This window comes from Oryzifoliimicrobium ureilyticum, assembly GCF_037199735.1.
GTDB lineage: Bacteria > Pseudomonadota > Alphaproteobacteria > Rhizobiales > Rhizobiaceae > Rhizobium > Rhizobium ureilyticus.
This window is the reverse complement of the sequence record NZ_JBBBVQ010000007.1, coordinates 111,481-138,269: the sequence shown is the minus strand read 5'-3', so window position 1 is coordinate 138,269 and position 26,789 is coordinate 111,481. Positions and strand designations below refer to the sequence as shown.

Here is a 26,789-nt window from a genome sequence, read left to right as displayed (position 1 = left end):
CTGCAGTGGCCGATGCTTGTGGTCAGAGTGCCGGCAGGAAAGTCAGGGTCAAGGCGGCCAAACCGGAAAGCGCTAGAATAGAGAGTGTTCCTGCCGCCAGCACGCGGCCTCCTGAAGCCAGCACCGTCCTCAGATTGACAGAAAGTCCAAGTGCAGCCATCGAGATGGTCGTCAGGAAAGTCGATAGGGACCGCATTGGATCGAGCGCGCCCTGAGGAATCCACCCCGCAGAACGAACCAACATTAGCACGACGAAACCCGCAATGAACCATGGGATAACGGCGGCGCCCTTCCAGGCTTTGTTCAACCGCTGCTCTTTGCGGCGCGTGAAGCCGAGCACCATCACAACTGGCCCTAGCATTAGTACGCGCATCAGTTTGACGATCGTCCCGATCTGCGCGCTCATAGCCCCCACCGGCAGCGTGGCAGCAAGCACCTGAGGAACGGCGTAGACTGTCATCCCAGCGACGATGCCATATTGCCATTGGCTGAGGTGGAACAGCGCGAAAGCAACTGGCAGGAGAAGGACCACGACAATTCCGAGGGCTGCGGTGAACGCAATTGACGCAGCGACTTCATCGGAATCGGCGTCAATGACCGGCGCTGCCGCAACGATCGCGGAGTTTCCGCAGATCGAGTTGCCACAAGCGACGAGAAGCGCCAATCGACTTGGTAAGCCCACGGCGCAGCCGATCGTATAGCTGACGATCAGCGATATCATGACGACGCCGGCTACTGTCGCGAACATGGCCGCACCGGTACTGGCAATGCTGCTGAGGCTGATCGAAGCCCCAAGAAGCACGATGGCAAGCTCTAAAAGGTATTTGGAGGCGAATTTTACGCCATGAAGAAAGTTGTTCGACAGGCCGCAGAAAGTATGAACGAGCGTGCCGAGGATGATCGAAACAACCAGTCCGTCCAGAAGAACTGATCCGATGAGAGCACGCTGGATCTTTTCTGTAGCCAGAGCACTGGCGGTGATGACGATGGATAAGATGAGACCGGGTAAGATGTCTTTTGCTTTTGAGATCGCTGACATGACGTAAAACCTTGCTGTGATGCGTAAGTCATGCCACTTCCGAATCTCAGCTTCTATCGAATAGTGTTGCACGTTTCATTCGAGAAAATAGGATGGTTATCCTGAGACGTTCGAGCAGGTTTCACTTTGTGGCGGTCGCGGAAAGGGCATCTGAAAGCGCGCAGCTGAAGTTTTGAACTTCCCGCCCTCTGCGGGCGGCGCTTCAATTAGGCTGCTGGAGGCCTCAATGTCCGTCTTGTCGAGTTTGCAGGGCGACGCATCGAACTCACCAGCGACGGCAGGTTGATCTTCAAGCAAGCGAAGGAGACTGTTTCACGTTCCAAATCTGCTGAAGCGGTTCTGTGCGCTCTCCGTGATCTGAAGAGAGGCTCTATCGACATCCACGCTATCCAGGCGATCGGACGCGCAAAAGTTGATCGAGATTTTGAACGACAGGGAGATGACGCGCGGTTAGCCATCTGTTGATCGGATTTAACGATGTACGGAACCGTATGAAGGCGTTTCGCCCTTGTGCAAAGGGCTTGATCCTCATTAGGTTGCTTCGCGAAAGGCATGGCCATCTGGTCTGTCGAGGGAGGGGCGGCTCTGTCGTATGCGAATATCGGAAGGCTGTATGCGGATTTGATATTATACAAGCATGTGGCCTTGAGGTATCTGCCTACTAGAACTGCCAGAAAGGCGAGGAAATGAGCGACAATTCCAATTCCAACACTACAGGCAAGCTGCGTTCGAGAGCCTGGTTTGACAATCCGGCAAACGCCGACATGACGGCGCTTTATCTTGAGCGCTATATGAATTTCGGCATCAGCCAGGAAGAGCTTCAGTCAGACCGACCGATTATCGGCATTGCGCAGACCGGCTCCGATCTGTCTCCGTGCAATCGCCACCATGTCGAGCTCGCTCATCGGTTGCGCGAAGGCATCCGCGAAGCGGGTGGTATCGCGATCGAGTTCCCTGTTCATCCGATCCAGGAAACCGGTAAGCGCCCGACGGCTGGCCTTGATCGTAACCTTGCCTATCTCGGCCTTGTCGAAGTGCTCTACGGCTATCCGCTTGACGGCGTTGTGCTGACCATCGGCTGCGACAAGACGACGCCTGCCTGTCTTATGGCGGCGGCCACCGTCAACATTCCCGCTATCGCGCTATCCGTCGGACCTATGCTGAACGGCTGGTTCCGCGGCGAGCGCACCGGCTCAGGCACGATCGTCTGGAAGGCGCGCGAGCTTATGGCCAAGGGTGAAATCGACTATCAGGGCTTCGTAAAGCTCGTTGCCTCGTCTGCACCGTCCACCGGCTATTGCAACACCATGGGCACGGCAACGACGATGAATTCGCTCGCTGAAGCCTTGGGCATGCAGCTTCCCGGCTCTGCAGCCATACCGGCACCCTATCGCGATCGCCAGGAAGTGGCATATCGAACCGGTCTTCGCATCGTCGACATGGTTCGCGAAGACTTGAAGCCATCCGATATTCTGACGCGTGAAGCCTTCATCAATGCCGTACGTGTGAATTCTGCCATCGGCGGATCGACGAACGCGCCGATCCACCTCAATGCGCTTGCCCGTCATATCGGCGTCGAGCTGACAATCGACGATTGGCAGAAATACGGCGAAGAGATCCCGCTTCTCGTTAACCTGCAGCCGGCCGGTGAATATCTCGGCGAAGATTATTACCATGCTGGCGGTGTTCCCGCCGTCGTCAACCAGCTGATGAAGCAAGGCCTCATTCATGAGGACGCGCTGACAGTCAACGGCAAGACGATCGGCGAAAATTGCCGCGACGCGGTGATCGAAGACGAGAAGGTAATTCGGCCCTACGAGCAGCCGCTCAAGGAGCATGCCGGCTTCCGTGTACTGCGCGGCAATCTCTTTACGTCTGCCATCATGAAGACGAGCGTGATTTCGCCGGAGTTCCGTGAACGTTATCTTTCCAATCCGAACGACCCCGAAGCCTTCGAAGGCCGTGCCGTCGTGTTCGATGGACCGGAAGATTACCACAAGCGAATTGACGATCCTTCCTTGGAAATCGATGCGCACACCGTTCTCTTCATGCGCGGTGCTGGCCCCATCGGCTATCCGGGCGCTGCGGAAGTCGTCAACATGCGCGCGCCGGACTACCTGCTAAAGCAGGGCGTTCGCTCGCTCGCTTGCATCGGTGACGGGCGTCAGTCGGGCACTTCGGGCAGCCCTTCGATCCTCAATGCCTCTCCGGAAGCTGCTGCTGGCGGCGGTCTTGCTCTTTTAAGGACCGGCGATCGTGTTCGCATCGACGTGGGTCGCGGCACCGCAGATATCCTCATTTCGGATGAGGAATTGGCGGAGCGGCGCAAGGCTCTCGAAGCGCAGGGCGGCTACCCATATCCGGATCATCAGACGCCATGGCAGGAAATCCAGCGAGGCGTTGTCGGTCAGATGGAAACCGGCGCTGTTCTGGAGCCTGCCGTGAAGTATCAGCGTATTGCGCAGACGAAGGGTCTGCCGCGCGATAACCACTAGTAACAGTCTCGAGCCGGCCAAGCCGCTGCTCGAGCCTATCGGACAAGATTATGCACCTATAAAACGGCGGCCGGTCATTCGGTCGCCGTTGTTCGTTGGGGCCGAACTCTCTGAAGCCCCTGCTGCCTTCCGAGGTTCTGGATAAAGGCTTATCTTTTCTGCTTGAGTGACGACAATTTCACGTGTCATGCATGAAGCATCGTTGTTGGTGTCGGGGGAAAGATTGCTTATGAGCAAGTTAGCAGTGGTGACTGGAGCAAGTACTGGTATTGGCCGCGTGCTTGCCAAGGCTCTCTCAAGGTCAGGCTTCGCCGTCGCCTTTAGTTATCGCTCTCACGAGGATGCGGCTGTCACGCTCGTAAACGAGATCGAAGAGGCAGGTGGACGCTCGATAGGCATAGACTGCGATGTCGCCGATCGTGCACAGGTTGTCGATTTCTTCGACCACGTATCGGCTTGGCATGGCGCTCCACCCGCAGTGCTTGTCAACAACGCCGGCGTCCAGACGTGGTCGCCGCTACTTGATCTCGATGAAGCTTCCTGGGACAAAGTGATCGCAACCAATCTCAAAGGATGTTTTCTCAACACCCAATGCGCCGCAAAACTTATGGTCGCGGCAGGGCAGGGGGGAGCCATCATCAATATCGGTTCAGGCTGCAACAAGATCGCCTTCCCGAACCTTGTGGATTATACCGCGTCAAAAGGAGGGATAGAACAACTGACGAAAGTCTCGGCAGTGGAACTCGGCCCATATGGGATCACCGTGAACTGCATCGCGCCAGGTGCGATCATGACGGACCGTACTGCCGAAGAATCGCCGGATTATCCTGAGACATGGTCGAAGCTCACCCCGCTTGGCCGCGTTGGCAGGCCAGAGGATATTGCCGGTCCCGTGATTTTCCTCACAACACCGGCTGCATCCTTCATCACCGGCCAAACGATTGGGGTCGATGGCGGATTGTTCTCCAAGCCAGCCTGGCCCTATTAGCTCTTGATTGAGCTTATTCCGCAGCGAGCGCCAGGGGTTTTTCAATTTCGCGAACGAGGCTTTCGCGGGAAATCTCACGCACAGTTTTTGCACCCGTCAGTGTCATTGCCACCCGCATTTCCTTCGTCATGATGTCGAGAAGATTTTCGACGCCTTTTCTTCCTGCTGTCGCGAGGGCATAGATGAAGGCGCGTCCGATCAGGACGCCATCGGCGCCTTGTGCAATCATACGCACGACATCCAGCCCAGAGCGAATGCCGGAATCGGCGAGGATCGTTAGCTCGCCTTTCACTGCTTCTGCGATCATCGGTGTCGCGCGCGCCGAAGACAAAACGCCGTCGAGCTGGCGGCCGCCATGATTGGAAACAACGATGCCGTCAGCGCCGAAACGAACCGCATCGCGGGCGTCTTCGGGGTCGAGAATGCCCTTGATGATCATGGGACCTTTCCAGAATTCCCGGATCCATTCCAGATCACCCCAGCCGATCGACGGATCGAAATTGGCTCCCAACCAACCGATATAGTCGCCAAGCGCCGTCTTCTGGCCGCGATAGGCGGAGATATTCCCGAGATCATGTGGGCGTCCCATCAATCCCACATCATAAGCCCAGGCCGGATGGGTGACGGCCTGCACCATTCGGCGTGCTGCCGCGTTAGGTCCGGACATGCCAGAGTGGGCGTCGCGATACCGCGCGCCGGGGACCGGCATATCGACAGTGAAGACCAAGGTTCTAATGCCTGCGGCCCATGCCCGTTCTAGGGCATTCTTCATAAAGCCGCGGTCCTTCAGCACATAAAGCTGAAACCAAATGGGACGCGATACCTGTGACTGTACTTCTTCTATCGGGCAGACTGAGACGGTCGACAGCGTGAAAGGCAATTTCTTCGATGCCGCTGCTTGAGCCGCCTGTACTTCGCCGCGGCGGGCGAACATGCCTGTGAGCCCCACGGGGGCGAGGGCAACCGGCATCGAAAGCTCCTCGCCAAACAATGTCGTCGAGATATCGACATTGCCGACGCTTTTTAAGATGCGTTGCCGGAGTGCGAGATCGGAGAGATCGCCGACATTGCGACGCAGCGTATGTTCGGCATAAGCGCCGCCGTCGATGTAGTGAAACAGAAAGGGCGGGAGCCGTCGCTTTGCCGCCTCGCGATAATCGGTTGAGGATGAGATGATCATGAAGACGGTTCCCTATTAAGACTGGATAAGGTCAGTGCGGCGCGACGCTGTCTTGCGGCATCTTCTTCGATAGGCCGTAAGCTGAGTTCGACAAAGGCCAGATGCTCAACGGCCTCGCGCCTTGCCGTATCGGCATCGCCACGGATAATGGCTTCCGCAATGGCTTTATGCTGTTGGTCTAAGCCTGTTGCCGTATCCGGCAGATCGTAAAGCCGTGACAGGCTCTGCGAAATGCAGGCCTGCAGAAGATGAAAAAGGCCAGCCATGATCTGCTGAAGAACCGCATTATGAGAGGCTTCGGCAATCGCCATGTGAAATTCGGCATCTGCGCCCGGGTCTATCGCGACAGGTGTCGAGGTAGCTCCAAGCACGGCTTGCAGTGCCGACGTGATGCGCCGTCGATCGTTCTGGGTTGCTCGCAGTGCTGCATAGTAGGCGGCGTCGGCATCCAGCGACTTGCGAATTTCAATGACATCTTGCCAAAAGCCAGGTTCTGTTTCGGCCAAGCTCGAAAGCGTCGATAGCCTGCCGGCGAACGGCTTATCTTGCAGTTCCGAAACGAAAGTTCCGCCACCCTGACGAGCCTTGAGAACGCCACGGCTGGAGAGCTGCTGAATTGCTTCGCGCAGCCGTGAACGCGAGACGCCGAAATCTGCGGCAAGCTGCCGTTCTGGCGGAAGTCTGTCGCCCGCCTTCAAAGCCATCTGCTCTATCAGCGCCTCAATTTCCTGGCTAACGCTTCGCATTAAATGGTCGGACCAATTCGGTAGGAATACAAGGTAGACACTATATTTCGCATAGATGAGGGCGTCTCACAAGATCAGTGGTAGGACCAATGGGAGTTTGTTGGTATTACTCCTCGGTGGCGGGAACGGCTTCCTTCAACTGACGTTAGGAATGAAGAAAGGGAGCTTCTCATGTCTAACGTTTCACGTAGTGGCGGAACCGATTTCAACAATGCGACATCTTCCACTCATTTCGGAAGATCGGTTGAAAGTCAGGCGCAGATCAAGGATGCGACCTTGTCGGCGTCGGACGGCGGCGAAGTTCTGAATATTTATCAACTCTCCCCTGTCGCCGAGACCAAGGATCCCCGCTGGGACAACGCGCCTGCCCACGGGACCGTTACTGTCGCCGCGCGAACACCGGGCGACGCGCGGATTGTAGCGGCAAGTCGCGAGTTGGATTTCATGGAAGTTGACGCTGCACCGGCTGAAGATGTCACAACATCCAATGCCAGTGCGTTTCGTGACGAAAAGCTTTACACTGTCATTGAGGTGCAGCATGGCGTCGCCGGCCTACAGCGCGGCGTGATCGACGGCGAAATCTCAACCGAAACTATAAAGCCTGTCCAGGAGTAAGGCCGCCGCGAAAGGCAGCGGGACTATCGCATCCGGCAACGTGCAGTCTGCGCGATGAGGTCGTGTTGCTGTGCGGTGTCACCGACCGCGAAAGATAGATAAGCGTGCATCTTGTAGGACCGGCACGCTGCCTTTGTTCAAAATAAATACCGCTTTGATGGCGGATGTTGTAGTCTCCGTCTCCTATAGACAGAGAGCAGCCAGCCTATGCCAAAGATACTGAATCCCTCATCCGTTCGCGCTCCCTTCGGACACTACAGTCACGGGCTCTTGGTGTCGCCTGGAGCCTCATTGCTCGTGACGTCCGGACAACTGGGAATCGGGGCAGATGAGGTTGTCCCTGATGATGTCGAAGGACAAGCAGACCTGTGCTTCAAGGCGATCGACGCTATTTTGGCTGAAGGCGGAATGAGCTTTGCTGACGTCATTCGCGTCAACGGATTTGTTACGCGGCGCGAGGATTTTCCCATTTATATGGCGGTGCGGGACCGCTACACGATGGATCCTAAACCCGTTTCGACACTCATCATCGTCAATGGCTTCACGCGGCCAGAGTTTCTGGTTGAGGTGGAAGTTACTGCCGCAAAGATCCTTTAGTCACCTAGTGGCCCTGTCATACATGCGCGTCAGCCGCCGATCCGAGCCGCTTATTATTGATGCAGCATAGCGAGCGTCAAAAACGCTCCATCGTATGCCTGACCTTCTCCACAAATTTGCCTCTGGTTTCGGCCGTGCAGTTGTTCATGTCGTAATGCGCGAGAAAATGGACTGGTCTGCGCGGATCGATCTGTGCGCGCAGAACCCGCTTGACGATCTTCTTCGGCGGGTTGCCGGCGACGAACGCGCGAAAAGGGGTTGCGCCGTAAGTCAGAACAGCACCTAGTTTTCGGATATGGCGGAGTTTGGATTGAACTTTCCCATCCACCAAGTCGAAGGAAACGCCGGGCAGCCAGACGCGGTCGAAATATCCCTTCAGGATAGCCGGAAAGCCGAAGTTCCAGATTGGCGTAACCAACACCAGCCCCTCGGCCTGCTTCAGCCTTTCGACGTAAGGCCTCACGAGCGCGGTATTCTCTGGATAGTCGTGATAAACCATGCGGTCATGGCACGACAGGACCGGGTCGAATCCTTCCGCATACAGGTCACAAGCATCCACTTCGTGGCCGGCGCGTCTGAGCGCGGCTGTTGTCTCATGATAAAGCGCTTTGCCGAAACTTTCCTCCACTGGATGTGAGTGCAAGACGAGAACCCTCACGACATCTCCATCACATTCGTCAGACCTTTGAAGAGAAAGTTCTTGCCAGCTGTGAAGTCGAAATCAGGATTTTCCCAGGCGATCATCTTGCCGGGATTAAGAAGCCCCTTCGGATCGGTCTCCTGTTTGAAGGCGAGCTGAACCCTGTCCGTTTGCTTCATTCCGCCTTCCTCCAGGGTGTAGCGGTGCGGATTGAAGATCGGGCATCCGTGGTCTTCATGGATCCGAATGATCTCCTCGAGCCGCTCTTTCGTCGTATAGCGGACAAGCGGTAGCCCCGAGCACTGAACTTGGCCGTCGAAACGCATGAACTCGAGATGGCCGATGACTTCGTCACCAAATTTGCGGACCATCGCATTGACCTTGGCAACGTGATCAGGGGCCGGGTATTGGACCTGCAGATACGTGAAGTTCGGATCGACCTTCAAGGCCCGCAGCGTCGTGTGGTTCCATGCCAGTTCATAGGCATGTGGAATGCCGCGCATGCTCTCGATTTTGTCGGACCGAAAGATGATTTCACCCTTGTGCGCCCGCGCAAAGGCCACAAAGGGCTCCATGGCATGCGGCGCGACCATCAGCACCACAACCGATTGACCCTCACGGATATATGGTTTGTGTCGCGTGAAGTAGCTGTGTGGGATGGGCGCGGCGATTGGCGCGAGCTCTTTCACCAGAATGCCGCTCGATCGTGCCAAGGCATCGGAAAAGCGAACACCATCCATGAAGTCGTCATACCCCACGAGCACATCGACCCAGTCATAGGCCGGAGCGAGCGGCATTTCTACTTCGGTGATGATGCCGTTCGTGCCATAGGCATGGCTGACCTTCTGAAGATCCCAGCCTGTAAGGTCGAGGGTTCTCGGCTCAGCCTCCATAGTCACGATCCGCAATCTGAGGATATTGCCGATATCGCGAAGGCCGCCCCAGTTAATGGAGCCGACGCCGCCGGAGCCTCCGGCGATGAAGCCGCCAATGGTCGCTGTTTGCGCGGTCGACGGATGAAAGCGAAGTTCCTGACCAGAATGCGCTTTAGTCTGCTTGTCGAGTTGCGCAATCACGACGCCAGGCTCGCAGATCACACGACCGGGGTGGATTTCCTTGACCTTGTCCATGCCTGCAAGGTTGAGAACGATGCCGCCGGACAGTGGCATCGCTTGTCCGTAATTGCCAGTTCCTGCACCGCGCGGCGTTACGGGGATACCGGCTGCGTACGCGACTTTAAGCGTGCGGATGACCTCCTCTTCGGTCTTTGGCGTCACCACCAGATCGGCTGTTACATTCTCGAGCTGCTTCTTCAAAATCGGCGAGTACCAGTAGAAGTCTTTGCTTTTCTGTCGGACCAGTGCGGGATTGTCCTCGATGGCAATCCCTTCCAGGTCCTGCTTGATTTTTTGATAATCGATCACATCATGCTCCTGTAAGGCTATCGAGTTCCCGGTAGTCAGGAAGACTTGCTTCAACGATTTTGCCGCGACGCAGGACTGTCCTGTCTGACTGCGGGCGCGACAGAAACTCGCTCCAGCGGCGCGCGCTGAACAAGACAAGATCCGCGGGTTGGCCTTGTTGGATCCTGCCGATATCCGTTCGACCCAAAATGTCTGCGGCGGATGTTGTCACAACGCGTGCAGCATCGGTGAGCGGATGGTCTAGATGGATGATCCTGACGGCTTCGCGAAAGACTTCGACAGGATCGAGATCGCCGAAGGCGTAAAATGGATCGCGCGTATTATCCGAGGCGACGGCGGTTGTAACGCCCGCCGCCGTGAGTTCCTTGAAAAGCGTAACGCCGCGCCAGCGCGGTGTTCTGTCAGCGTAACGATCTTGCAAGTACATATTGCACATCGGCAGAGAGATGACGGATATGCCCGCTCTTGCCACCAGGTCTATCGTTTGCTTGGCGCGCTCCTCGTCCTGACGCGCAAGCGAGCAGCAATGACCCGCCGTAACCTTGCCTGCAAACTTGTGGCGCAGAACCGTTTCAGCCACGGCACGCAAAGTTTCGGCGTCAGGATCATCGGTCTCATCGATGTGCAAATCGACATCAAGCCCGTGTTCTTCTGCCGTCTTAAACAGTTTTTCAAGTTGCGCTGTCAGCTGCGGTCCCATCTTCGGTACGCCGCCTAGCAAACCATTGCTTGTCTTGAGCACATGGATGAGGTCTGAAAAGTAGGGCGCGTCGTCCATGGCATCGAGCGGGAAGAGGGCGACTGCCTGTAGCGCGAGCCTGTCCTTCCAGGCCTCACGCAATGACGTGAAAACCTCAAACGAGATCCGATGCTGCGGGGCAAGAGAGTCTATATGCGTTCGAATGAGGCCTGTGCCGTGGGCATAGGCACAGCGCAGTGAAAACTCCATACGCTTGTGCACGTCCTGCGCGGACCAGTTTTCCCGTCGATCCTTATCAACTGTTTCGAGGGCGCCTTGAAATGTCCCGTCGGGATTGGCGTTTCTCTGCCAGATATGGCCTTTATCGAGATGCGTGTGCGCATCGACGAAGCAAGGCCACACCATGCCCTGCTGGAGATCGGCCTTTGCATAATCGGAAGGCGCCTGCCCCTTTGGCAGAACGGCCTTGATCACTCCGTCCTCGATCAAAAGATCAGCTTCCGAGAGGCCGTCCTTGCTCGATAGTTGATGACCGGCGATCGCGACCGAAGGAATGGTCGTGTTGACGAGCGCAAAGCGGTTCTGATCAGGTGGCAAGATAGAAAATCGAGACATTAATTCTCCCGTTTCAGGCTGCTTTCATGCCAGCGATGGAGGCTGAGCCAAGCGATGAATGAGGTGGTCGCGAAGATCACGACGCCCAGCATCGACAACATGATAAGCGCCGCGAAAAGCCGGGGAATATTCAACCTGTATTGTGCTTCGAGAAGCCGGAAAGCCAGCCCGGATCCGGCGCCCGCCGAGCCTGCTGCAAATTCTGCGACGACAGCTGCGATCAAAGCAAGTCCGCCGCCAATCCTCAGTCCAGTCATGAAATAAGGCTGCGCAGCAGGAAGCTTAAGATAGACAAGTGTTTGCCAGCGTGACGCGCCGTATAGTTCGAAGAGATTGATCAGATTATGATCAACGCTCTTCAAGCCCTGCACCATGTTTGACAGGATGGGGAAGAATGCAACCAGGAAAGCGCAGATCAAGAGTGCGGCCTGTGTTGAGGGCGCATAAATCAGGATGAGCGGCGAAATTGCCACGATGGGCGTCACCTGCAGGATGACTGCGATTGGATAAAAGGCAATCTCGATCCATCGGGACTGAACCAGGAAGATGGCAAATCCCACGCCGCCGACTAGAGCCAAAAGGAGTGAGATCATAGTAATTTTGGTCGTCACCCATAGTGCAGGTGCAAGCGTACCCCAATCTTTGATGAAAGCTTCTGCCACGGCAAACGGTCCGGGCAGGATATAGGGCGGCACGCCGGACACCTTGACGTAGAGCCCCCAGATCAAAATGAGGGCGGCCATCATCAGGATGGGCATTGAGATCCGCAAGGCGAGTTCACGCGATTGTTTTGCCGAGAAAGAAAAGCCTGACGTGTTCTTGGGGGTCGGCCCGCTCATGAGTGTCCGTCCGTTTCTGAACCCATTGCTTCCAGCAAGGCTCTAGATACTTTCTCGCAGGCCTGCCGATAATCCTCGGAAGTCCGATAATGAGTATTGCGTTCCACCGAGGTCAGCAGCGGAAACTCGCTGTGAACACGCCCGGGCCTTGCCTTCATCACCACGATGCGGTTGGAAAGGTAGGCGGATTCGAATACCGAATGAGTCACGAAGACGATGGTAATGCCTGTGTTACGCCAAAGCTTCAGAACGTCGTCGTTCAGCTTCTGGCGTGTGATCTCATCGAGCGCTGCAAAGGGCTCGTCCATCAGAAGAAGCTTGGGTTTTGTGACAAGCGCCCGCGCGATCGAAACGCGCATTTTCATGCCGCCGGATAGCTCGCGTGGATAAGCTTTGGCAAAATCCTGCAAATCAACGGTTTCGAGTGCCGCTTCGATATCCTCGCGCACTGCCGACTTTGGTCTGCCTGCCAGCCTTAATGGCAGGTAGACATTATCGAACACCCGCTTCCACGGCATCAGGGTTGGCTCTTGAAACACAAAGCCGATATCGCCTTGGGGTTTCCCATTGGCACCAATACGCGAGCTTGGCCAGTCGATCGACCCCGAGGTCGGATCGCCAAGACCAGCGATGATGCGCAAAGCCGTAGACTTGCCGCAGCCTGAAGGGCCAAGAAGGCTTATAAATTCGCCTTTTTCAATGTTCAGGGACATCTCGGATAAGGCGGTCGTGCCATTGGAGAAGCGCTTCGACACTGACTGCATCGTGACGAGCGGTCTCGGTCTACCCTCCTTTGGCGGTGTGCGCTGTCCCTCTTGGGATATCACGGCTTGGATCATGCTAGGCTTGTCCCTCCTACTGGCGGTTCAGCCAATTACTTCCTGAGATTAAGGCCTACCCCTTTGCAGACGAAATTTGCGGTGAACGCCTTTTTATAGTCGGTCTCGGGCTTGAAAACCTTGATCGCAACCATCTCGTCGAAGAACTTCTTATAATGAGCGTCGGTCATGCAGCCGATGCCCTTGTCGAGGGCCTCGCCGGACTCGATGATCCCATATTCCTTCATTCGTGCAATCGAATAGGCGATCTGGGCATCCGTCATTTCCGGATTGTCTTTTTTGATCAGCTCGTTTGCCTTGCTGTTGTCGCCGTAGAGATAGTTGTACCAGCCTTCAATTGATGCATCGACGAAGCGCTGCACCACGTCGGGTTTCGTATCCACCATCGTTTGCGTGGTTGTGATCATGGTCGAATAGGGCGCATAGCCGTTATCTGCCAGCAGGAAAACCTTGGGCTTCCAACCCGCCTGCCTTTCGATTTCATAAGGCTCCGAGGTGACATAACCTTGTTGAGCCGATTGCTTGTCGGCAATGAAAGGCGCAGGGTTGAAGTTATACGGCTTATATTGCTCATCGCTGAAGCCTGGAAAATTGGCCTTCATCCATTCAAAATAGGTAATATAGCCGTCCTTGCTGAGAAAGAGTGTCTTCAGCTTTGCAAGGTCGCCGAATTTTTCGACCCCCGCATCAGGATGAGCGATGAGGACCTGCGGATCCTTCTGGAAGATGGCGGCCACATCGATGAGCGGAATGCCCTGTTCCACTGCGGAAATTTCGCCTTGTGGACCGCCCATGTAGAAATCGATCTTGCCAGCGATCAAGAGGGAAGTATTGGCCGCGTTCGGGCCACCCTGGACAATGGTGACGTCAAGGCCATGCTTTGCGTAGGTCCCGTCTGCGACGGCTTGGTAAAAGCCACCATGTTCTGCCTGCGCCAACCAATTCGTACCATAGGTAACCTTATCAAGTGCGCTGGCCGGCGTGTTGAGCGCCAAGACGCTGGTCAAAGCTATGCTGGCGAGAGCGGCTGCCTTTCCTAAAAGTCCAGTCATTATATGCTGTTCCCCTACAAAGGGCCGCCCGATGCGGCACAATTTTCAGACATTTGATCGGTTGCTTCGCTCGTTGAAAAGCATCAAAATTCGTCCACATCGATGCCTTTTAGGCATCTATCTCTTCGCGCGATCAACAAAGGCGTTTGTCGATGCTGCATTCCAGAAAACTGCTCTACATCAATGAGATTGCCCGGTGCGGCTCGATCCGCAAGGCAGCGGCGCGCCTCAACGTCGCGTCCTCAGCGATCAACAGGCAGATCCTCGCCCTAGAAGAGGAGATCGGTGCGCCTCTCTTCGAGCGTCTTCCACGAGGTCTACGCCTGACCGCGGCCGGCGAACTTTGTATCGAACATATCAGGGAAGTACTGAAGAATTACGACCGCCTTGAAGGGCGCATCCGTAACCTGAAAATGCAGCAAGCCGGAAAAGTCAGGCTAGTCACAACCGTGGGACTTGCGTCAGGACCGCTCGCGCAGATTATCACGCAGTTCCAGGCCGAGCATCCGCGTGTCTACTTTCATGTGCGCAGCGATGCGGGAACGACGACGGCCAATCCGGTCCTCACCGGCGAGGTCGACATCGGGCTTGGCTTCAACATACCGGTGACGCCGGGCATTCGAGCACTCGGCAGTTTCGATATCCCGATCGGTGTCGTCCTGCCGCCCGGCCATCGCCTGGCCGCCGCTGGTCCAATCAGCCTTGCCGATGTCGTTCAAGAGCGGCTGGTTCTAGCGCAGACGGGCACGAGCCTGCGCGACGTCATCAATCTGGCGCTCTCGCGGCTAGATACGCATGTCGAGCCGGTTCTTGAGACAAATGCGTCTGAGATGCTGAAGAAGCTTGTAAAAAGCGGCGCCGGAATCACCCTGCTCAACCCGCTTGATGTTATTACCGAGTGCCGCTCTGGTGAGCTGGTGTTCAGGCCACTTGCGGCCCCTCATGCCCGCTCTCAGCCTATGAAGCTCTTCGCAAGATCGCGGTCACCGCTTGACGCGGTCACGAGTTTGTTTGTCGAATATCTTTCGACGGAGCTTTTAAAACTCGTCCAGGAGTTGGAGAGCAAGGGGCATATTCGCCGAGACGCAGCGGGACATCCCTGAGCTATCGCATATAGAGATTTTCCAAATCGTAGGTCTTTAGATCCAGCAACATCTCGATAAAGCCTTTCGCTTGATGTCGGCAAATGGCTTCACCTTTTTCCGCCGTCGCCGCGGATGCGTCACCCACAACGCCGTTCGGATTGAGGTCATGTGCGATCCAGGCCAGCGAATGAGGTGGTAATGGCTGAAGATAGTGCGACTGTTCGCGCATGGCTTCCGCATGCGAGCGGAAGTTTTGGGCTTTTTCCATGCGAACCAGATCGGGCCGGAATTTCAGCATCAGCGACGTTTCGACGTCGCCGCCGTGAATGCCATATCGGAGTTCATGGTCAGTGACGAGGCCTGGCGGATGACCGAAACGACCCCACTGCGTGGAAACGACAGCCATTTGGTGACGAACGCGGAGCTCTCGTGCGACGATGCTCATAATGTCCACATTGCCGCCGTGCGAGTTGACGATCACCATCTTGCGAAGGCCGGTCTCGTGAACCTTTGCGCCGATCGCGGTCCATACCTGGATGAGAAGTTCTGCCCCGAGAGAAAGAGTGCCAGGGCCGTAGATATGTTCGTTCGCCTTGCCGATTTCCTGCATTGGCAGCACCAAGATGTCGAGATCATCCGGCTTCTGTCGCCGAACCTCTTCCAGCATCCCCTTGGCTATGGCGACATCGGTCGCGACAGGCAGATGCGGGCCGTGTTGCTCCGTCGATGCTATGGGAAGAACGGCAATTGTCTTGTCCGGCGAGAGTGCCTTAAAGTCCTCGGTCGTCAGTTCATTCCAGTAAAATGCTGTCATGCCTACCTCCTAAGAGCAAACGGGACAATCCGACGGGATCTTCGCTATGCCATCCGGTCGTTCACCCGCCATCTCTGCGGCACATGGGTTCCCCGACCTAAATCCGTGTTGACGCTCAGCGCGGCAGAAACACGCCTCGCCGGATTGAGTAAGACAATTCACGCGCATCCGGGAAGCATCGATTTGCGCCAGTAGCGGTGCCTTTTTGCGTGCGGTGGAATGATGGTCGATCGACGCTATCGGGAAACGACGTGACAGCTGATAAAAAATGCTAAGCAGCGGTTTCGGTGACTTGAGAGCCGATGCCGCCTAACTCTAAGGCACTTTTAGCTCTGACTGGCATGCTGCTCTTCGTTTGACGCATAGCTGCTTCGCAAACATATGCCTACTGGCTGAGCATTTGTTCTGTTACATATTTGTCCATCGAAGCAGCGTACCTCCTCCCATGTTGCTTCGATGATAGCAGGCAAATCACTCCTCCTCCCAGATTTGTCTGCATGAACAGCCGCTTATCCTCCTCCCAAGCTGCTGTTCGACATTTCGAAGAGCCTGTCGCACCTCCTCCCGCGACGGGCTCTTTCGTTATGTGCGGTTTTGTGGACGAAGATCCGTGGGGCGGACCAGGCAGCGAAAATCACAAAGGTAGCGCCAGTTGTAACAATGCGTTTTCCTGTTTCTGCTCAAGGGATGAAAGCGTCACGCCCAGCAACCGGATCCCCTTGCTCACGGGAAAAACCGGCGTCAAAAGTTGAGCGACGATGTCTTCGAGTTCGCCAATCGTTGAAAGTTGCAGCAGCGTTGTTTTGCTGCGGGTTATTTGCTGAAAGTCGCTGTATTTTACCTTCAAAGTCACTGTTTTTGCACCAATGGCATTGGCTTCGCAGTAACTCCATACTTTCTCGATCAGCGGCTGAAGGGCTTCGCGCGCGGGCTCGTAATGATGGATATCGTCAGCGAAGGTATCCTCCGAACCGACAGATTTGCGCACGCGGTTCGGCTTGACCTCTCTCTCATCGATCCCGCGCGCAATCCCGTAAAAATATCCGCCTGATTTCCCAAAATTTGCAATGAGGAACGTTAGATCCTTTTCCCTGAGGTCCGCCCCCGTTTCTATTCCCAAGCGGGCCATCTTCTCTGCTGTTGCGGGCCCTACGCCATGGAATTTCTTCACCGGCAACCGCTCAACGAAGATTGGTCCGTTTTTCGGCGTGATGACGAAAAGTCCATCAGGCTTACGCTGATCGCTCGCCATTTTTGCGAGAAACTTGTTGTAACTCACCCCTGCAGATGCGGTGAGGCCCGTGGCGGCTTTGATTTCGGCGCGAATTCTTTCGGCGATCTCGGTCGCCAATTCGATCCCGAGCAGATTTTCGGTGACATCAAGATAGGCCTCATCGAGCGAGAGCGGCTCGATCATCGGCGTATATTTGGCAAAGATCTGACGGATTTGTTGAGAGACGGATTTGTAGACGTCGAAACGCGGTTTGACGAAGATCAGATCAGGGCAGCGACGCTTTGCGGTGACTGACGGCATGGCAGAGCGCACGCCGAAGACGCGTGCTTCATAGCTGGCCGCCGCAACGACGCCTCGCGCCGAAGAGCCGCCAACGGCGACAGGCTTTCCGCGAAGATCAGGGTTGTCGCGCTGTTCCACGGAGGCATAGAAAGCATCCATGTCCACATGAATGATCTTGCGAACCTTGTGCCCCTCGACTGCCGTTTCTTCGTTCATGATGCCGCCTCGCCAAACGCGGTTGCGCATCCGCTTCATTCAACCTTCTCATCATGCCCGCCGAACGCTATGCGGGTTCAAAGAATGCCGATAAGAACAAATAAAGAACGAAGATGCAGTGAGCAAGGTGAAAAGACGTCTGCCAGTTATAAGTCTCTGATTTCTTCCAGCTCGATCAATGTCCCGAAAAAGTCCTTCGGGTGGAGGAAAAGAACAGGATTGCCATGCGCTCCGATCTTCGGCTTACCATCGCCGAGGACACGTGCCCCTGACGCTTCGAGGAATCGACGCGCCGCCTCGATGTCTGCGACTTCATAGCAGATATGGTGCATGCCGCCGTTCGGAGTCTTTTCCAGGAAAGATGCGATAGGAGAACTATCACCCAGCGGTTCCAACAACTCAACTTTGGTATTTTCCAGTTCGACAAAGGCAACCGTCACGCCATGATCTGGCAAGGACTGAAATGCAGATATTTTCGCGCCGAGGCAGGCTCGATAACGTTCTACGGCTTCCTGCAAATCCGGAACGGCAAGCGCGATGTGATTGACTCTTCCCAGCATGAATTTCCTTTTAATCGTTCCGACGGCGGCCTTCAACGAGATCGAGCACCACTTGTGCTGCATCCATCACATTGGTGCCAGGCCCGAAGATCGCCGCGACACCGTTCTCGCGGAGAAAATCATAATCCTGCCTCGGAATAACGCCGCCACAGACCACGATGATTTCTCGCTTCGAGGCTTCTCTTAATTCTTTCACAAGCTGCGGCAAAAGCGTCTTATGGCCTGCGGCGAGTGAGGAAACGCCAACGACATCGACGCCATCGCGGGCGGCCATGGCGGCCGCCTCCTTTGGCGTCTGGAAAAGTGGGCCTGCCACGACGTCAAAGCCAAGGTCGCCAAAGGCCGAAGCAATGACTTTGGCCCCCCGGTCATGGCCGTCCTGGCCGAGCTTTGCAATCATGATCTTTGCCTTGCGGCCAAGGCCACCGGCTGCTTTGGCAAGGCGCTCCTTCAAGATCAGGAATTCTGGTTCGTCGCGGTAAGCATCGGCATAGACCTCGCCAATGACCGTCGGTGTTGCATCATGGTCGCCAAAGACCGACCGTAGGCAATCGGAAATTTCGCCGACTGTGGCGCGTGCTCTAGCCGCCTCGACGGATAGCGCGAGGAGATTGCCGCTCCCATTCGTCGCAGCATCGCGAAGTGCCTTGAGCGATACTTCCACGGCGCTCGCATCGCGTCGGCGCTTGGTCTCTTCAAGACGCTTGATCTGCGCTGTTCGAACCGCCGAATTGTCGATTTCGAGAATATCGATCGGGTCTTCGTTTTCGAGCCGGTAGCGATTGACACCAACAATGACTGCATCGCCCTTATCGACAGCTGCCTGCCGGCGTGTAGCGGCTTCTTCGATCAACCATTTCGGAAGGCCCGCAGCAACAGCCTTTGTCATGCCGCCCAATGCTTCCACCTCTTCGATCAGCGCCCATGCTTTCTCGGCAAGCGCGCTGGTCAGGCTTTCGACATAATAGGAGCCCGCCAGGGGATCGACGACATTTGTGACGCCCGTCTCATACTGCAAGATGAGCTGGGTATTGCGTGCAATTCGCGCGGAAAAATCGGTCGGCAGAGCAATAGCCTCATCAAAGGCGTTGGTGTGGAGAGACTGCGTGCCACCAAGCACAGCAGACATTGCCTCGAACGCCGTACGGATGATGTTGTTGTACGGATCCTGCTCGGCAAGAGAAACGCCCGAGGTCTGGCAGTGAGTGCGCAACATGAGCGACGATGGTTTCTTGGGCTCGAATTCGGACATGATACGCGACCATAAAAGCCGTGCGGCCCGCAGCTTGGCCGCCTCCATGAAGAAATTCATGCCGATGGCGAAGAAGAAGGAAAGACGGCCGGCGAACTCGTCGACCGACAAGCCCTTAGCCAGTGCGGCGCGGACATATTCGCGGCCATCGGCAAGGGTAAAAGCCAGTTCCTGCACCAGCGTCGCGCCAGCCTCCTGCATATGATAGCCGGAGATGGAGATGGAATTGAACTTCGGCATCTCCCGCGCCGTAAATTCGATAATGTCGGCGACGATCCGCATGGATGGCTCCGGCGGATAGATATAGGTGTTGCGGACCATGAATTCCTTGAGGATGTCGTTCTGGATGGTTCCAGACAGGGCGTCTCGCGGTACGCCTTGTTCCTCACCCGCGACAATGAAGCTTGCCAGAACCGGAATGACCGCGCCGTTCATCGTCATCGAGACGGACATTTCACCGAGCGGAATGCCATCAAAGAGGATCTTCATGTCGTCGACACTGTCAATGGCAACGCCAGCTTTGCCGACGTCACCTTCCACGCGCGGATGATCGCTGTCATAACCGCGATGCGTCGCCAGGTCGAATGCGACCGAGAGGCCCTTTTGACCGGCGGCGAGATTGCGCCGGTAGAATGCGTTGGATTCTTCGGCAGTCGAAAAGCCCGCATATTGCCGGATTGTCCAGGGCCTGCCGGCATACATCGTCGCCCGTGGCCCTCGCACGAAAGGCGCAAAGCCCGGCAGATTGTCGAGATGTTCGAGGCCCTCCAGGTCCTCTGCGGTGTAAAGTGGCTGAACGTCAATCCCCTCGGGCGTCTGCCAAACGAGCTTTTCCGGAGAGGTTCGCAGTTCGCTTTCGGCAAGGCTTCGCCAGTCGGCAATCGTCTTCTTCGTCATGATGCCACTCCTCCCGATTCAATTTCGCCTATCGGTACAGCATCCTTCTGAAAATCGGAATCGAATATCGGGCCGTCTGAGCAGGAACGAAAAATGCCTGCCGGCCCTATCTTAGGAGATATGCATGAAAAGCTGGCAGGTCTTGACGTGCTATTCGACGCTCACTCAAATTCCAATATCAATTCGTCAACGGCAAGGCTTGCTCCTGTCGTTGCGGCGATACGCTTGACAGTGCCGCGCCGCTCTGCCTTCAAGAGGTTTTCCATCTTCATCGCTTCGACCGTCGCAAGCGGCTGGCCGGCCTCTACCACGTCGCCTTGCGAGACGAGAACGGACGTAAGTAGCCCCGGCATCGGGCAAAGCAACATTTTAGACGTGTCGGGAGGCAGCTTTTTGGGCATCAAGCGTGCCAGAGCGGCAACATGCGGCTCGCGAACGGTTGCGGTGATGTCGATACCGCGCATCCGCAGCCGAACTGTCGTTCCGGTAAGCTCCACTTTGACGCCAATGATATCGCCATCGACCGAGAAGGCGGCATGGGTCATGCCGGGTCGCCAATTGCTTGAGACCCGAAGCACGAATTTTTCGGAGACCGTCACCGTTAAAGTCTCGTCCTCCGCTTTCGATGCGACCAGGACGGCATGCTCTTGATCGGCAAAGCGGACAACCCACTGACTGCCAACGATGCGCCGGTGATTGCCAATCGTGCCGGAAATTGCGGCCGCCCGTGTTTGAAGCCTCTGGTTAATGACGGCTGCAATAACCGACAGCTGCCGCGCGGTCGTCTCATCCGGCAAAACGCCATGGAAGCCATCGGGAAACTCTTCGGCAATGAAAGCTGTTGTCAAGTCGCCCGCACGAAAGCGTGGATGCGCCATGACGGACGCCAGGAAGGGCAGATTGTTTCCGACACCTTCGACCTCGAAGTTGTCGAGCGCTGACGCCATGGCAGAGATAGCTGTCGCGCGATCGCGTCCCCAGCTGCACAATTTCGCGATCATCGGATCGTAGTAGATCGAGATTTCGCCGCCTTCATAGACGCCGGTGTCGTTACGAATGATCGTTCCGTCCGGGTGCGTTCCCTCCTGCGGAGGTCGGTAGCGGGTCAAGCGACCGGTCGAGGGCAGAAAGTTTCGGTAAGGATCTTCGGCATAAAGGCGGCTTTCCATCGCCCAGCCATTCAACTTTATGTCGTCCTGTCCAAACGACAGCCTTTCCCCATTCGCGACGCGGATCATCTGCTCGACAAGGTCGAGGCCCGTGACGAGTTCGGTCACGGGATGTTCGACCTGGAGTCGCGTGTTCATCTCCAGAAAGTAGAAGTTCCGCTTGCCGTCGACTATAAATTCCACGGTGCCGGCCGAAGTGTAACCCACGGCTTTGGCAAGGGCGACAGCCTGTTCGCCCATGGCTTTTCGCGTCTTAGCATCGAGGAAAGGGGAGGGAGCTTCTTCGATGACTTTCTGGTTCCGCCTTTGGATCGAACATTCCCGTTCACCCAGATAAACGACGTTTCCATGCTGATCGCCGAGAACCTGGATCTCGATATGTCGGGGCTGATCGACGAATTTCTCGATGAAAATGCGATCGTCGCCGAACGAGCTTTTAGCCTCGTTTCTGGATGCTCGAAAGCCTTCGCGCGCTTCTTCGTCGTTCCATGCAATACGCATGCCCTTGCCGCCGCCGCCAGCCGAAGCCTTGATCATAACGGGATAGCCGATCGAAGCTGAAATCGTGACGGCTTCTTCCGCATCCTCGATTAGCCCCATATGCCCGGGAACTGTCGAGACCCCCGCCTCCGCGGCAAGCTTTTTTGAGGTAATCTTGTCGCCCATCGCTTCGATTGCACCGGTCGGTGGTCCGAGGAAGGCAACGCCTGCGTCCTGGAGCGCTTTGGCAAAGACTGGATTTTCGGAAAGAAAGCCGTAACCCGGATGCACGGCGTCGGCTCCCGTCTGCCGGATGGCATTAAGGATTGCATTAATGACGAGGTAAGACTGCGAGGACGGTGCCGGGCCGATCGCAACGGCTTCATCAGCCATTTTAACATGCAAGGCATCCTTGTCGGCCTCGGAAAAAACGGCAACGGTGGCAATACCCATACGTCGCGCGGTTTTGATGACCCGACAGGCAATCTCGCCGCGGTTAGCGATCAGCAGCTTCTTAATTGCCACGGTTTAAATCTCCAGCACGTCTTCAAAGGCTTCGGGAAATGTCTGGCGTGCCACCTTCTCATTGATGACAAGCATGGCTTCGTAGGACTGCGGATCAAAATCCTTATCGAGGGCAACGACTTCGCGGCCAAACAACAAGTTCAATCTTGCCGCGTCGAGATTGCCGCGCTCGAAAGGCTCGGGGCCGAAATAATGCCAAAGCGCGTGCAGGAACGCGGCATCGATGAGATGTTCCTGCGTGCCCGGGCGGGCGCGGCGCGGCAGCGCCTTGATTGGCGTCACACCCCTTGGATTAGCGCGCCGGATGGTGAATTGGACGCCCGTGCCCGGCATGCCGGAAGGAAAGCCACGGTGCTTGGTCATGTCAGGAAGATTGGCCATGGTCTCGTTCTCTACGCATCAAAGCGGGATTGTGTCGTGTTTTTTCCAATGCGTCGTCACCTGCTTGCGCCTCAGGGACGCGAAAGCGCGTGCAATCCTACGACGGGACGAATGAGGCATGATCACCTCATCGATGAAGCCGCGCTCGGCCGCGATGAAGGGATTGGCGAAACGCTCTTCATATTCTCGGGTCCGGGCCGCAATCTTTTCAGGATCGTTCAATTCCGAGCGGTAGAGAATCTCGGTGGCCCCCTTGGCGCCCATCACGGCAATCTCTGCCGTCGGCCAGGCATAGTTGATGTCGGCTCCGATATGCTTTGAAGCCATCACGTCATAGGCGCCCCCATAGGCTTTGCGGGTAATCAGCGTGACCATGGGCACGGTGGCTTGCGAATAGGCAAACAAAAGCTTTGCTCCGTGCTTGATGACGCCGCCGTACTCCTGCGCAACACCCGGTAAAAATCCGGGCACATCGACCAGCGTCAGAAGAGGAATGCTAAAGGCATCGCAGAACCGCACGAACCGCGCGGCCTTGCGCGATGAATCGATGTCCAGGCATCCAGCCAGTACCATAGGCTGATTGGCGACCACACCGACGGTTTGGCCCTCAAGGCGAATAAACCCTGTGATGATGTTTTTCGCGAAGGCCTCCTGCTGCTCCAGGAAATCGCCTTCATCGGCAATCGCGAAGATAAGCTCCTTCATGTCGTAGGGTTTGTTGGAGGAGGATGGAACAAGCGTATCGAGTTTCATCTCGACCCGGGCCGGATCGTCGAAAAAAGGACGGGTAGGGGGAGCATCGCGATTGCTCAGCGGCAGGAAATCGAAGAGGCGCCGCACAGCCTCGAGTGCTTCCACATCATTGTCGAAAGCGGCGTCGGCAACCGAAGATTTTTGCGTGTGAGTACGCGCCCCGCCGAGCTCTTCCGCGCTGACGATCTCGTTTGTCACGGTTTTGACCACGTCCGGACCGGTCACGAACATATAGGAGGTATCGCGCACCATATAGATGAAGTCGGTCATAGCAGGCGAATAGACGGCGCCGCCGGCGCAAGGACCCATGATGACGGAGATCTGCGGGATGACGCCCGAGACTTCGGCATTGCGCCGGAAAACCTCGGCATAGCCACCGAGAGATGCCACGCCTTCCTGAATACGTGCGCCGCCTGAATCATTCAGGCCGACTAGTGGTGCGCCGTTTCTTGCCGCCATGTCCATGATCTTGCAGATCTTCTGCGCATGCGTTTCGGAAAGTGATCCGCCGAACACCGTGAAGTCTTGGGAGAAAACATAGACCTGGCGCCCGTTTATGGTGCCCCAGCCGGTGACAACACCATCGCCAGCGATCTTCTGGCCCTCCATGCCGAAGTCGGTGCAGCGATGCGTAACGTACATATCATATTCTTCGAAGGAACCCGGATCGAGCAGAACGTCAAGCCGCTCCCGGGCGGTCAATTTACCCTTGGCGTGCTGCGCGGCTATTCGCCCTTCGCCGCCGCCAAGCCTAGCCTGTGCCCGGCGCTCTTCCAATCCAGCTGGCATGCAACCTCCCTCATCTTCGCCTATCTCGGTCCTGACGGTCTTTCGGCGGCTAACGCCTGGCATCAGATTAAGTATGAACCCGAGATCGTCCCGCTCGATGCAAGGCACCGCGCGGTCACACTTTCTCATCTAAGAGAGTTGCGTGGCGAAGAAAACCGAAAAGAGCAGGCAGCGGCGCGGAAATGGCCGCGTGCCTGCTGCTTTTGGAGAGGCATGTCTTAAGCGGCAGCGCGTTGATGAAACTGTGCATCCGCTCTTGAAGGACCCCAGGAACGCAGCGCTACTGGTAGACCAAGATGGTCCTGAAGGAGATCGGCAAGATTAGCAGGCTTTATTTTCTGGACGCTCTCATCAAAGATGCAATGCGCCATGTCGGAGATCTGATCAAGGCATGTGACACCAACATAGGCGTTTACCTTGACGCTGCTATCGGCTTGTTCTGCCAGATCCTGGCCGATGACTTTTCGCATCAAAGAAAGATCGAGCGGTGCAGTGCGCAAGCTCCCCTGCCAAGGATTAGGGATGTTTGTTTCGTCTCGCAGGGCAAGCCAGGGCATCTCCTTTCCTGCTTTGCTTTCGTGCAGCAGAGGCCCTGCGCCATGGCGCGTTGCATAGGCGCGCGTCATATAGAACGCTTCGATCGTGAAAATGCCTGCTTCACGCGCAACTGCGGCAATATTTGCAAGTCCGGTGCGTGAGCGCGTGACATGCGGCATCACGCCCCACTTCATGTCGAGCTGTAGGCCTTGCGCGCCTTCGAAGATAATGGCATCGGCATCGCTCAGGTCAGCATCCTGCATCAGGCGTACCGAGCTTCTGAAGCGTTGGCAGTCAATGCAGAAAGCTTCAATTACCGCGGGAGCTCCACTGAGAACCTTGCCGAGCGCCGAGCCGTCGGCGGTAATGCCAAGCTCCATGAGACGTTGCGGCATCCATTCGCCGACGATGGTCTCGACCTTATGAGCGAGCTCATCTGACCAGAGGTCTTCAGCCGTTAGAACTGGACCTCGCTCAGAGCGCTCTATCGTTTCGCCAAAGCCAAGGCCGGTCGAGCCATGACGTCCCGCGTCTCTGGCGAGCTCCAATGCCTGATTGATCGCCATATCCCAAGGCGTGGTCACGAGCGCGCGCGCATCAATGCTGATGGATGGGGCATTAAGGCCGCTGGCCGCAAGTTGAGCCAGTTCGCGATGCAGCATCATCGGATGAGCGACGAAGAACTGTGACAAATGCGTGCCCGCCCCCGCAAAAGCACCTGCACCGACGTGGTGGAAGACATGCCGGCCATATGTGCGGCAAACGACGCTATGGCCGGCTTGTGCCCCGCCATTGGCGCGCACGACAGTGGCTTTCTTTCCTCTTTGCAAAAGCTGGGATGCGATGGCGTCAACTGCCAGCCCCTTGCCTTCGTCGCCCCAGTTTGCGCCAATCACCGCATAAGTCGTGCTCATTTGAAATACCTCCCGTCATCCTCCGGATCGTCTGTTCCCTTTTTTCGGGTGATACCGAAGAGCGACATCAGGTCGATGTGTTTCTCCCTCGTTTGGCGGCGACCACCTCTCAGGGCGTTTTCGATTACGTCGGTTGTGTCACCGCCCCAGCTGCGTGCGACCTTCGAGGGATCCGCGCCCTGGCTGACTTCGATAACCGAAATCACCGTTTCGGCAAGGCGGCGCACATCCGAGAGTTCGATCACGCGCTCCGGCAAAATCCTGTTCCAGCTCGTCAGAACTGACTTGGGATCTTGCGCGCAAAAACCCTCATTGGTCAGAACGATGTGAAAGACTTCCCAATGGCGCATCGCAAGTTCAACGCAGTCGCGCCCGGATAGATCTTGTTCGACACGAAGTCCAAGAACCCTTTGGATTTCCTGGCGGCTCATGCCGTCATGAACAGGCTCGTCTCCGATGGTGAAGAGGAAACCTTTTCGATTTTCAATTTCCGCGGCATCCGTGCTCGTCTTGAGCGCGGCGAAGAGATGTGCTGCGCAGTAGCTTTCACCGCCGTTACCGCCCCCTCCGCCTTCAAGCCATAAACTTGCAGCCTGTTCAGCGACACGTATGTCGGCTTCGAACTGTGTGGCCTGCAGAGGGGCGGCATCTGTCTTTGCATCGCCTACCGCCATGATCATGATATGCGGGTCGCTGATCGGCTTACGCGCATAAATCTCCCTTGCTAGCTTGTTGAGCCCATCGCGCATCAGCTGCTCGGCGATGATGCCCATCGAGCCCGTCACATCGGAAGCCAGAATAATAGGGGTCGGGTGCGGGTTGTCGGTACTTGCGCGGCTTTCACGCACGCGAATGCGGGCAGGATTGAATGCATCCTGCATTCCCCTCGCCGTGAAGATTTCATCTCTATGTTTGCCGTGGACATTGCGGCTGACATAGCTTTCCCAATCGTCACTTCTCCAGCGTCCATTTCCCATGATCTTTACTCCTGTTTGGTACATAATGATTGTAATTCACAATTTGCAAATTACAAATTAAAAATTCGAGTTTTGGGTGCCTGATATTGTTTGCCTTTTAGCAGCCGCACATATTGTCTGCGTGGGAGCTGAATGCATGAAAAGGCCAGACTTTT

At 56.1% G+C, this 26,789-nt stretch carries 23 protein-coding genes; 5 read left to right on the top strand and 18 right to left on the bottom strand.

What is annotated here, in order from left to right:
- Window positions 1–22: 22 nt before the first annotated feature.
- Window positions 23–1,039, bottom strand: coding sequence for a YeiH family protein (locus VQ830_RS11785; RefSeq protein WP_337268294.1), 1,017 nt, complete (start codon window positions 1,037–1,039; stop codon window positions 23–25).
- Between the two features lie 686 nt (window positions 1,040–1,725).
- On the opposite strand from VQ830_RS11785, the gene VQ830_RS11780 reads away from it, so the two are divergent.
- Window positions 1,726–3,534, top strand: a complete 1,809-nt coding sequence (locus VQ830_RS11780; protein ID WP_337268293.1) for an IlvD/Edd family dehydratase — start codon at window positions 1,726–1,728, stop codon at window positions 3,532–3,534.
- 229 nt (window positions 3,535–3,763) lie between these two features.
- The gene (locus VQ830_RS11775) at window positions 3,764–4,522 is read left to right on the top strand and encodes an SDR family NAD(P)-dependent oxidoreductase (protein ID WP_337268292.1); all 759 of its coding nucleotides are present in this window, start codon (window positions 3,764–3,766) and stop codon (window positions 4,520–4,522) included.
- A 13-nt stretch (window positions 4,523–4,535) separates the two neighbouring features.
- Here VQ830_RS11775 and lldD read toward each other — a convergent pair whose 3' ends face one another.
- On the bottom strand, window positions 4,536–5,702 hold the full coding sequence (lldD, locus tag VQ830_RS11770) for an FMN-dependent L-lactate dehydrogenase LldD (protein WP_337268291.1): 1,167 nt from the start codon (window positions 5,700–5,702) through the stop codon (window positions 4,536–4,538).
- Entirely contained in the window at window positions 5,699–6,448 is a 750-nt protein-coding gene (locus VQ830_RS11765; protein WP_337268290.1) for an FCD domain-containing protein, read from the bottom strand. The genes lldD and VQ830_RS11765 overlap by 4 nt, the downstream gene beginning before the upstream one ends.
- 171 nt (window positions 6,449–6,619) lie before the next feature.
- Here VQ830_RS11765 and VQ830_RS11760 point away from each other — a divergent pair, with 171 nt between their 5' ends.
- Both VQ830_RS11760 and VQ830_RS11755 read left to right on the top strand, forming a co-directional pair.
- Window positions 6,620–7,063 carry a hypothetical protein gene (locus VQ830_RS11760; protein WP_337268289.1) on the top strand — a complete coding sequence of 148 codons (444 nt, stop codon included), beginning with the start codon at window positions 6,620–6,622 and terminating at the stop codon, window positions 7,061–7,063.
- A 207-nt stretch (window positions 7,064–7,270) separates the two neighbouring features.
- The gene (locus VQ830_RS11755; RefSeq protein ID WP_337268288.1) at window positions 7,271–7,660 is read left to right on the top strand and encodes a RidA family protein; all 390 of its coding nucleotides are present in this window, start codon (window positions 7,271–7,273) and stop codon (window positions 7,658–7,660) included.
- Between the two features lie 76 nt (window positions 7,661–7,736).
- On the opposite strand, the gene VQ830_RS11750 is transcribed toward VQ830_RS11755, so the two are convergent.
- The 6 genes from VQ830_RS11750 to VQ830_RS11725 are packed head-to-tail and all read right to left on the bottom strand — an operon-like array spanning window position 7,737 to window position 13,769.
- On the bottom strand, window positions 7,737–8,318 hold the full coding sequence (locus VQ830_RS11750) for an NAD(P)H-dependent oxidoreductase (protein ID WP_337268287.1): 582 nt from the start codon (window positions 8,316–8,318) through the stop codon (window positions 7,737–7,739).
- Window positions 8,315–9,724: an FAD-binding oxidoreductase gene (locus tag VQ830_RS11745; protein ID WP_337268286.1), complete on the bottom strand. Its 1,410-nt coding sequence runs from the start codon at window positions 9,722–9,724 to the stop codon at window positions 8,315–8,317. The genes VQ830_RS11750 and VQ830_RS11745 overlap by 4 nt, the downstream gene beginning before the upstream one ends.
- A 1-nt stretch (window position 9,725) precedes the next feature.
- Complete coding sequence (locus VQ830_RS11740; RefSeq protein WP_337268285.1) at window positions 9,726–11,039, bottom strand: cytosine deaminase; 1,314 nt, start codon at window positions 11,037–11,039, stop codon at window positions 9,726–9,728.
- Complete coding sequence (locus VQ830_RS11735) at window positions 11,039–11,878, bottom strand: ABC transporter permease (RefSeq protein WP_337268284.1); 840 nt, start codon at window positions 11,876–11,878, stop codon at window positions 11,039–11,041. Before VQ830_RS11735 ends, VQ830_RS11740 begins: the two co-directional genes overlap by 1 nt.
- Window positions 11,875–12,717, bottom strand: a complete 843-nt coding sequence (locus VQ830_RS11730) for an ABC transporter ATP-binding protein (protein WP_337268283.1) — start codon at window positions 12,715–12,717, stop codon at window positions 11,875–11,877. The genes VQ830_RS11735 and VQ830_RS11730 overlap by 4 nt, the downstream gene beginning before the upstream one ends.
- A 35-nt stretch (window positions 12,718–12,752) precedes the next feature.
- On the bottom strand, window positions 12,753–13,769 hold the full coding sequence (locus VQ830_RS11725) for an ABC transporter substrate-binding protein (protein ID WP_337268282.1): 1,017 nt from the start codon (window positions 13,767–13,769) through the stop codon (window positions 12,753–12,755).
- A 152-nt stretch (window positions 13,770–13,921) separates the two neighbouring features.
- Between VQ830_RS11725 and VQ830_RS11720 the strand changes: the two genes are divergently transcribed.
- The gene (locus tag VQ830_RS11720) at window positions 13,922–14,872 is read left to right on the top strand and encodes a LysR family transcriptional regulator (protein WP_337268281.1); all 951 of its coding nucleotides are present in this window, start codon (window positions 13,922–13,924) and stop codon (window positions 14,870–14,872) included.
- A gap of 1 nt (window position 14,873) precedes the next feature.
- Here the strand turns inward: VQ830_RS11720 and VQ830_RS11715 are convergent, their stop codons facing one another.
- The 9 genes from VQ830_RS11715 to VQ830_RS11675 all read right to left on the bottom strand — a co-directional run bounded on the left by VQ830_RS11715 (window position 14,874) and on the right by VQ830_RS11675 (window position 26,634).
- Window positions 14,874–15,668, bottom strand: coding sequence for a creatininase family protein (locus VQ830_RS11715; protein ID WP_337268280.1), 795 nt, complete (start codon window positions 15,666–15,668; stop codon window positions 14,874–14,876).
- 634 nt (window positions 15,669–16,302) lie between these two features.
- Window positions 16,303–17,400: a DNA polymerase IV gene (gene dinB, locus VQ830_RS11710; RefSeq protein ID WP_337268392.1), complete on the bottom strand. Its 1,098-nt coding sequence runs from the start codon at window positions 17,398–17,400 to the stop codon at window positions 16,303–16,305.
- 146 nt (window positions 17,401–17,546) lie between these two features.
- A complete protein-coding gene (mce, locus tag VQ830_RS11705; protein WP_337268279.1) occupies window positions 17,547–17,960 on the bottom strand; it encodes a methylmalonyl-CoA epimerase in 414 nt (137 codons plus the stop codon).
- 10 nt (window positions 17,961–17,970) lie between these two features.
- A complete protein-coding gene (scpA, locus tag VQ830_RS11700) occupies window positions 17,971–20,109 on the bottom strand; it encodes a methylmalonyl-CoA mutase (protein ID WP_337268278.1) in 2,139 nt (712 codons plus the stop codon).
- 161 nt (window positions 20,110–20,270) lie between these two features.
- Entirely contained in the window at window positions 20,271–22,283 is a 2,013-nt protein-coding gene (locus tag VQ830_RS11695; RefSeq protein WP_337268277.1) for an acetyl-CoA carboxylase biotin carboxylase subunit, read from the bottom strand.
- 3 nt (window positions 22,284–22,286) lie between these two features.
- A complete protein-coding gene (locus VQ830_RS11690) occupies window positions 22,287–22,664 on the bottom strand; it encodes a hypothetical protein (RefSeq protein ID WP_337268276.1) in 378 nt (125 codons plus the stop codon).
- 18 nt (window positions 22,665–22,682) lie between these two features.
- On the bottom strand, window positions 22,683–24,206 hold the full coding sequence (locus VQ830_RS11685; RefSeq protein ID WP_337268275.1) for an acyl-CoA carboxylase subunit beta: 1,524 nt from the start codon (window positions 24,204–24,206) through the stop codon (window positions 22,683–22,685).
- Window positions 24,207–24,424: 218 nt separating this feature from the next.
- Complete coding sequence (locus tag VQ830_RS11680; RefSeq protein ID WP_337268274.1) at window positions 24,425–25,657, bottom strand: adenylosuccinate synthetase; 1,233 nt, start codon at window positions 25,655–25,657, stop codon at window positions 24,425–24,427.
- Window positions 25,654–26,634 carry a hypothetical protein gene (locus tag VQ830_RS11675; protein WP_337268273.1) on the bottom strand — a complete coding sequence of 327 codons (981 nt, stop codon included), beginning with the start codon at window positions 26,632–26,634 and terminating at the stop codon, window positions 25,654–25,656. Before VQ830_RS11675 ends, VQ830_RS11680 begins: the two co-directional genes overlap by 4 nt.
- Window positions 26,635–26,789 lie beyond the last annotated feature (155 nt).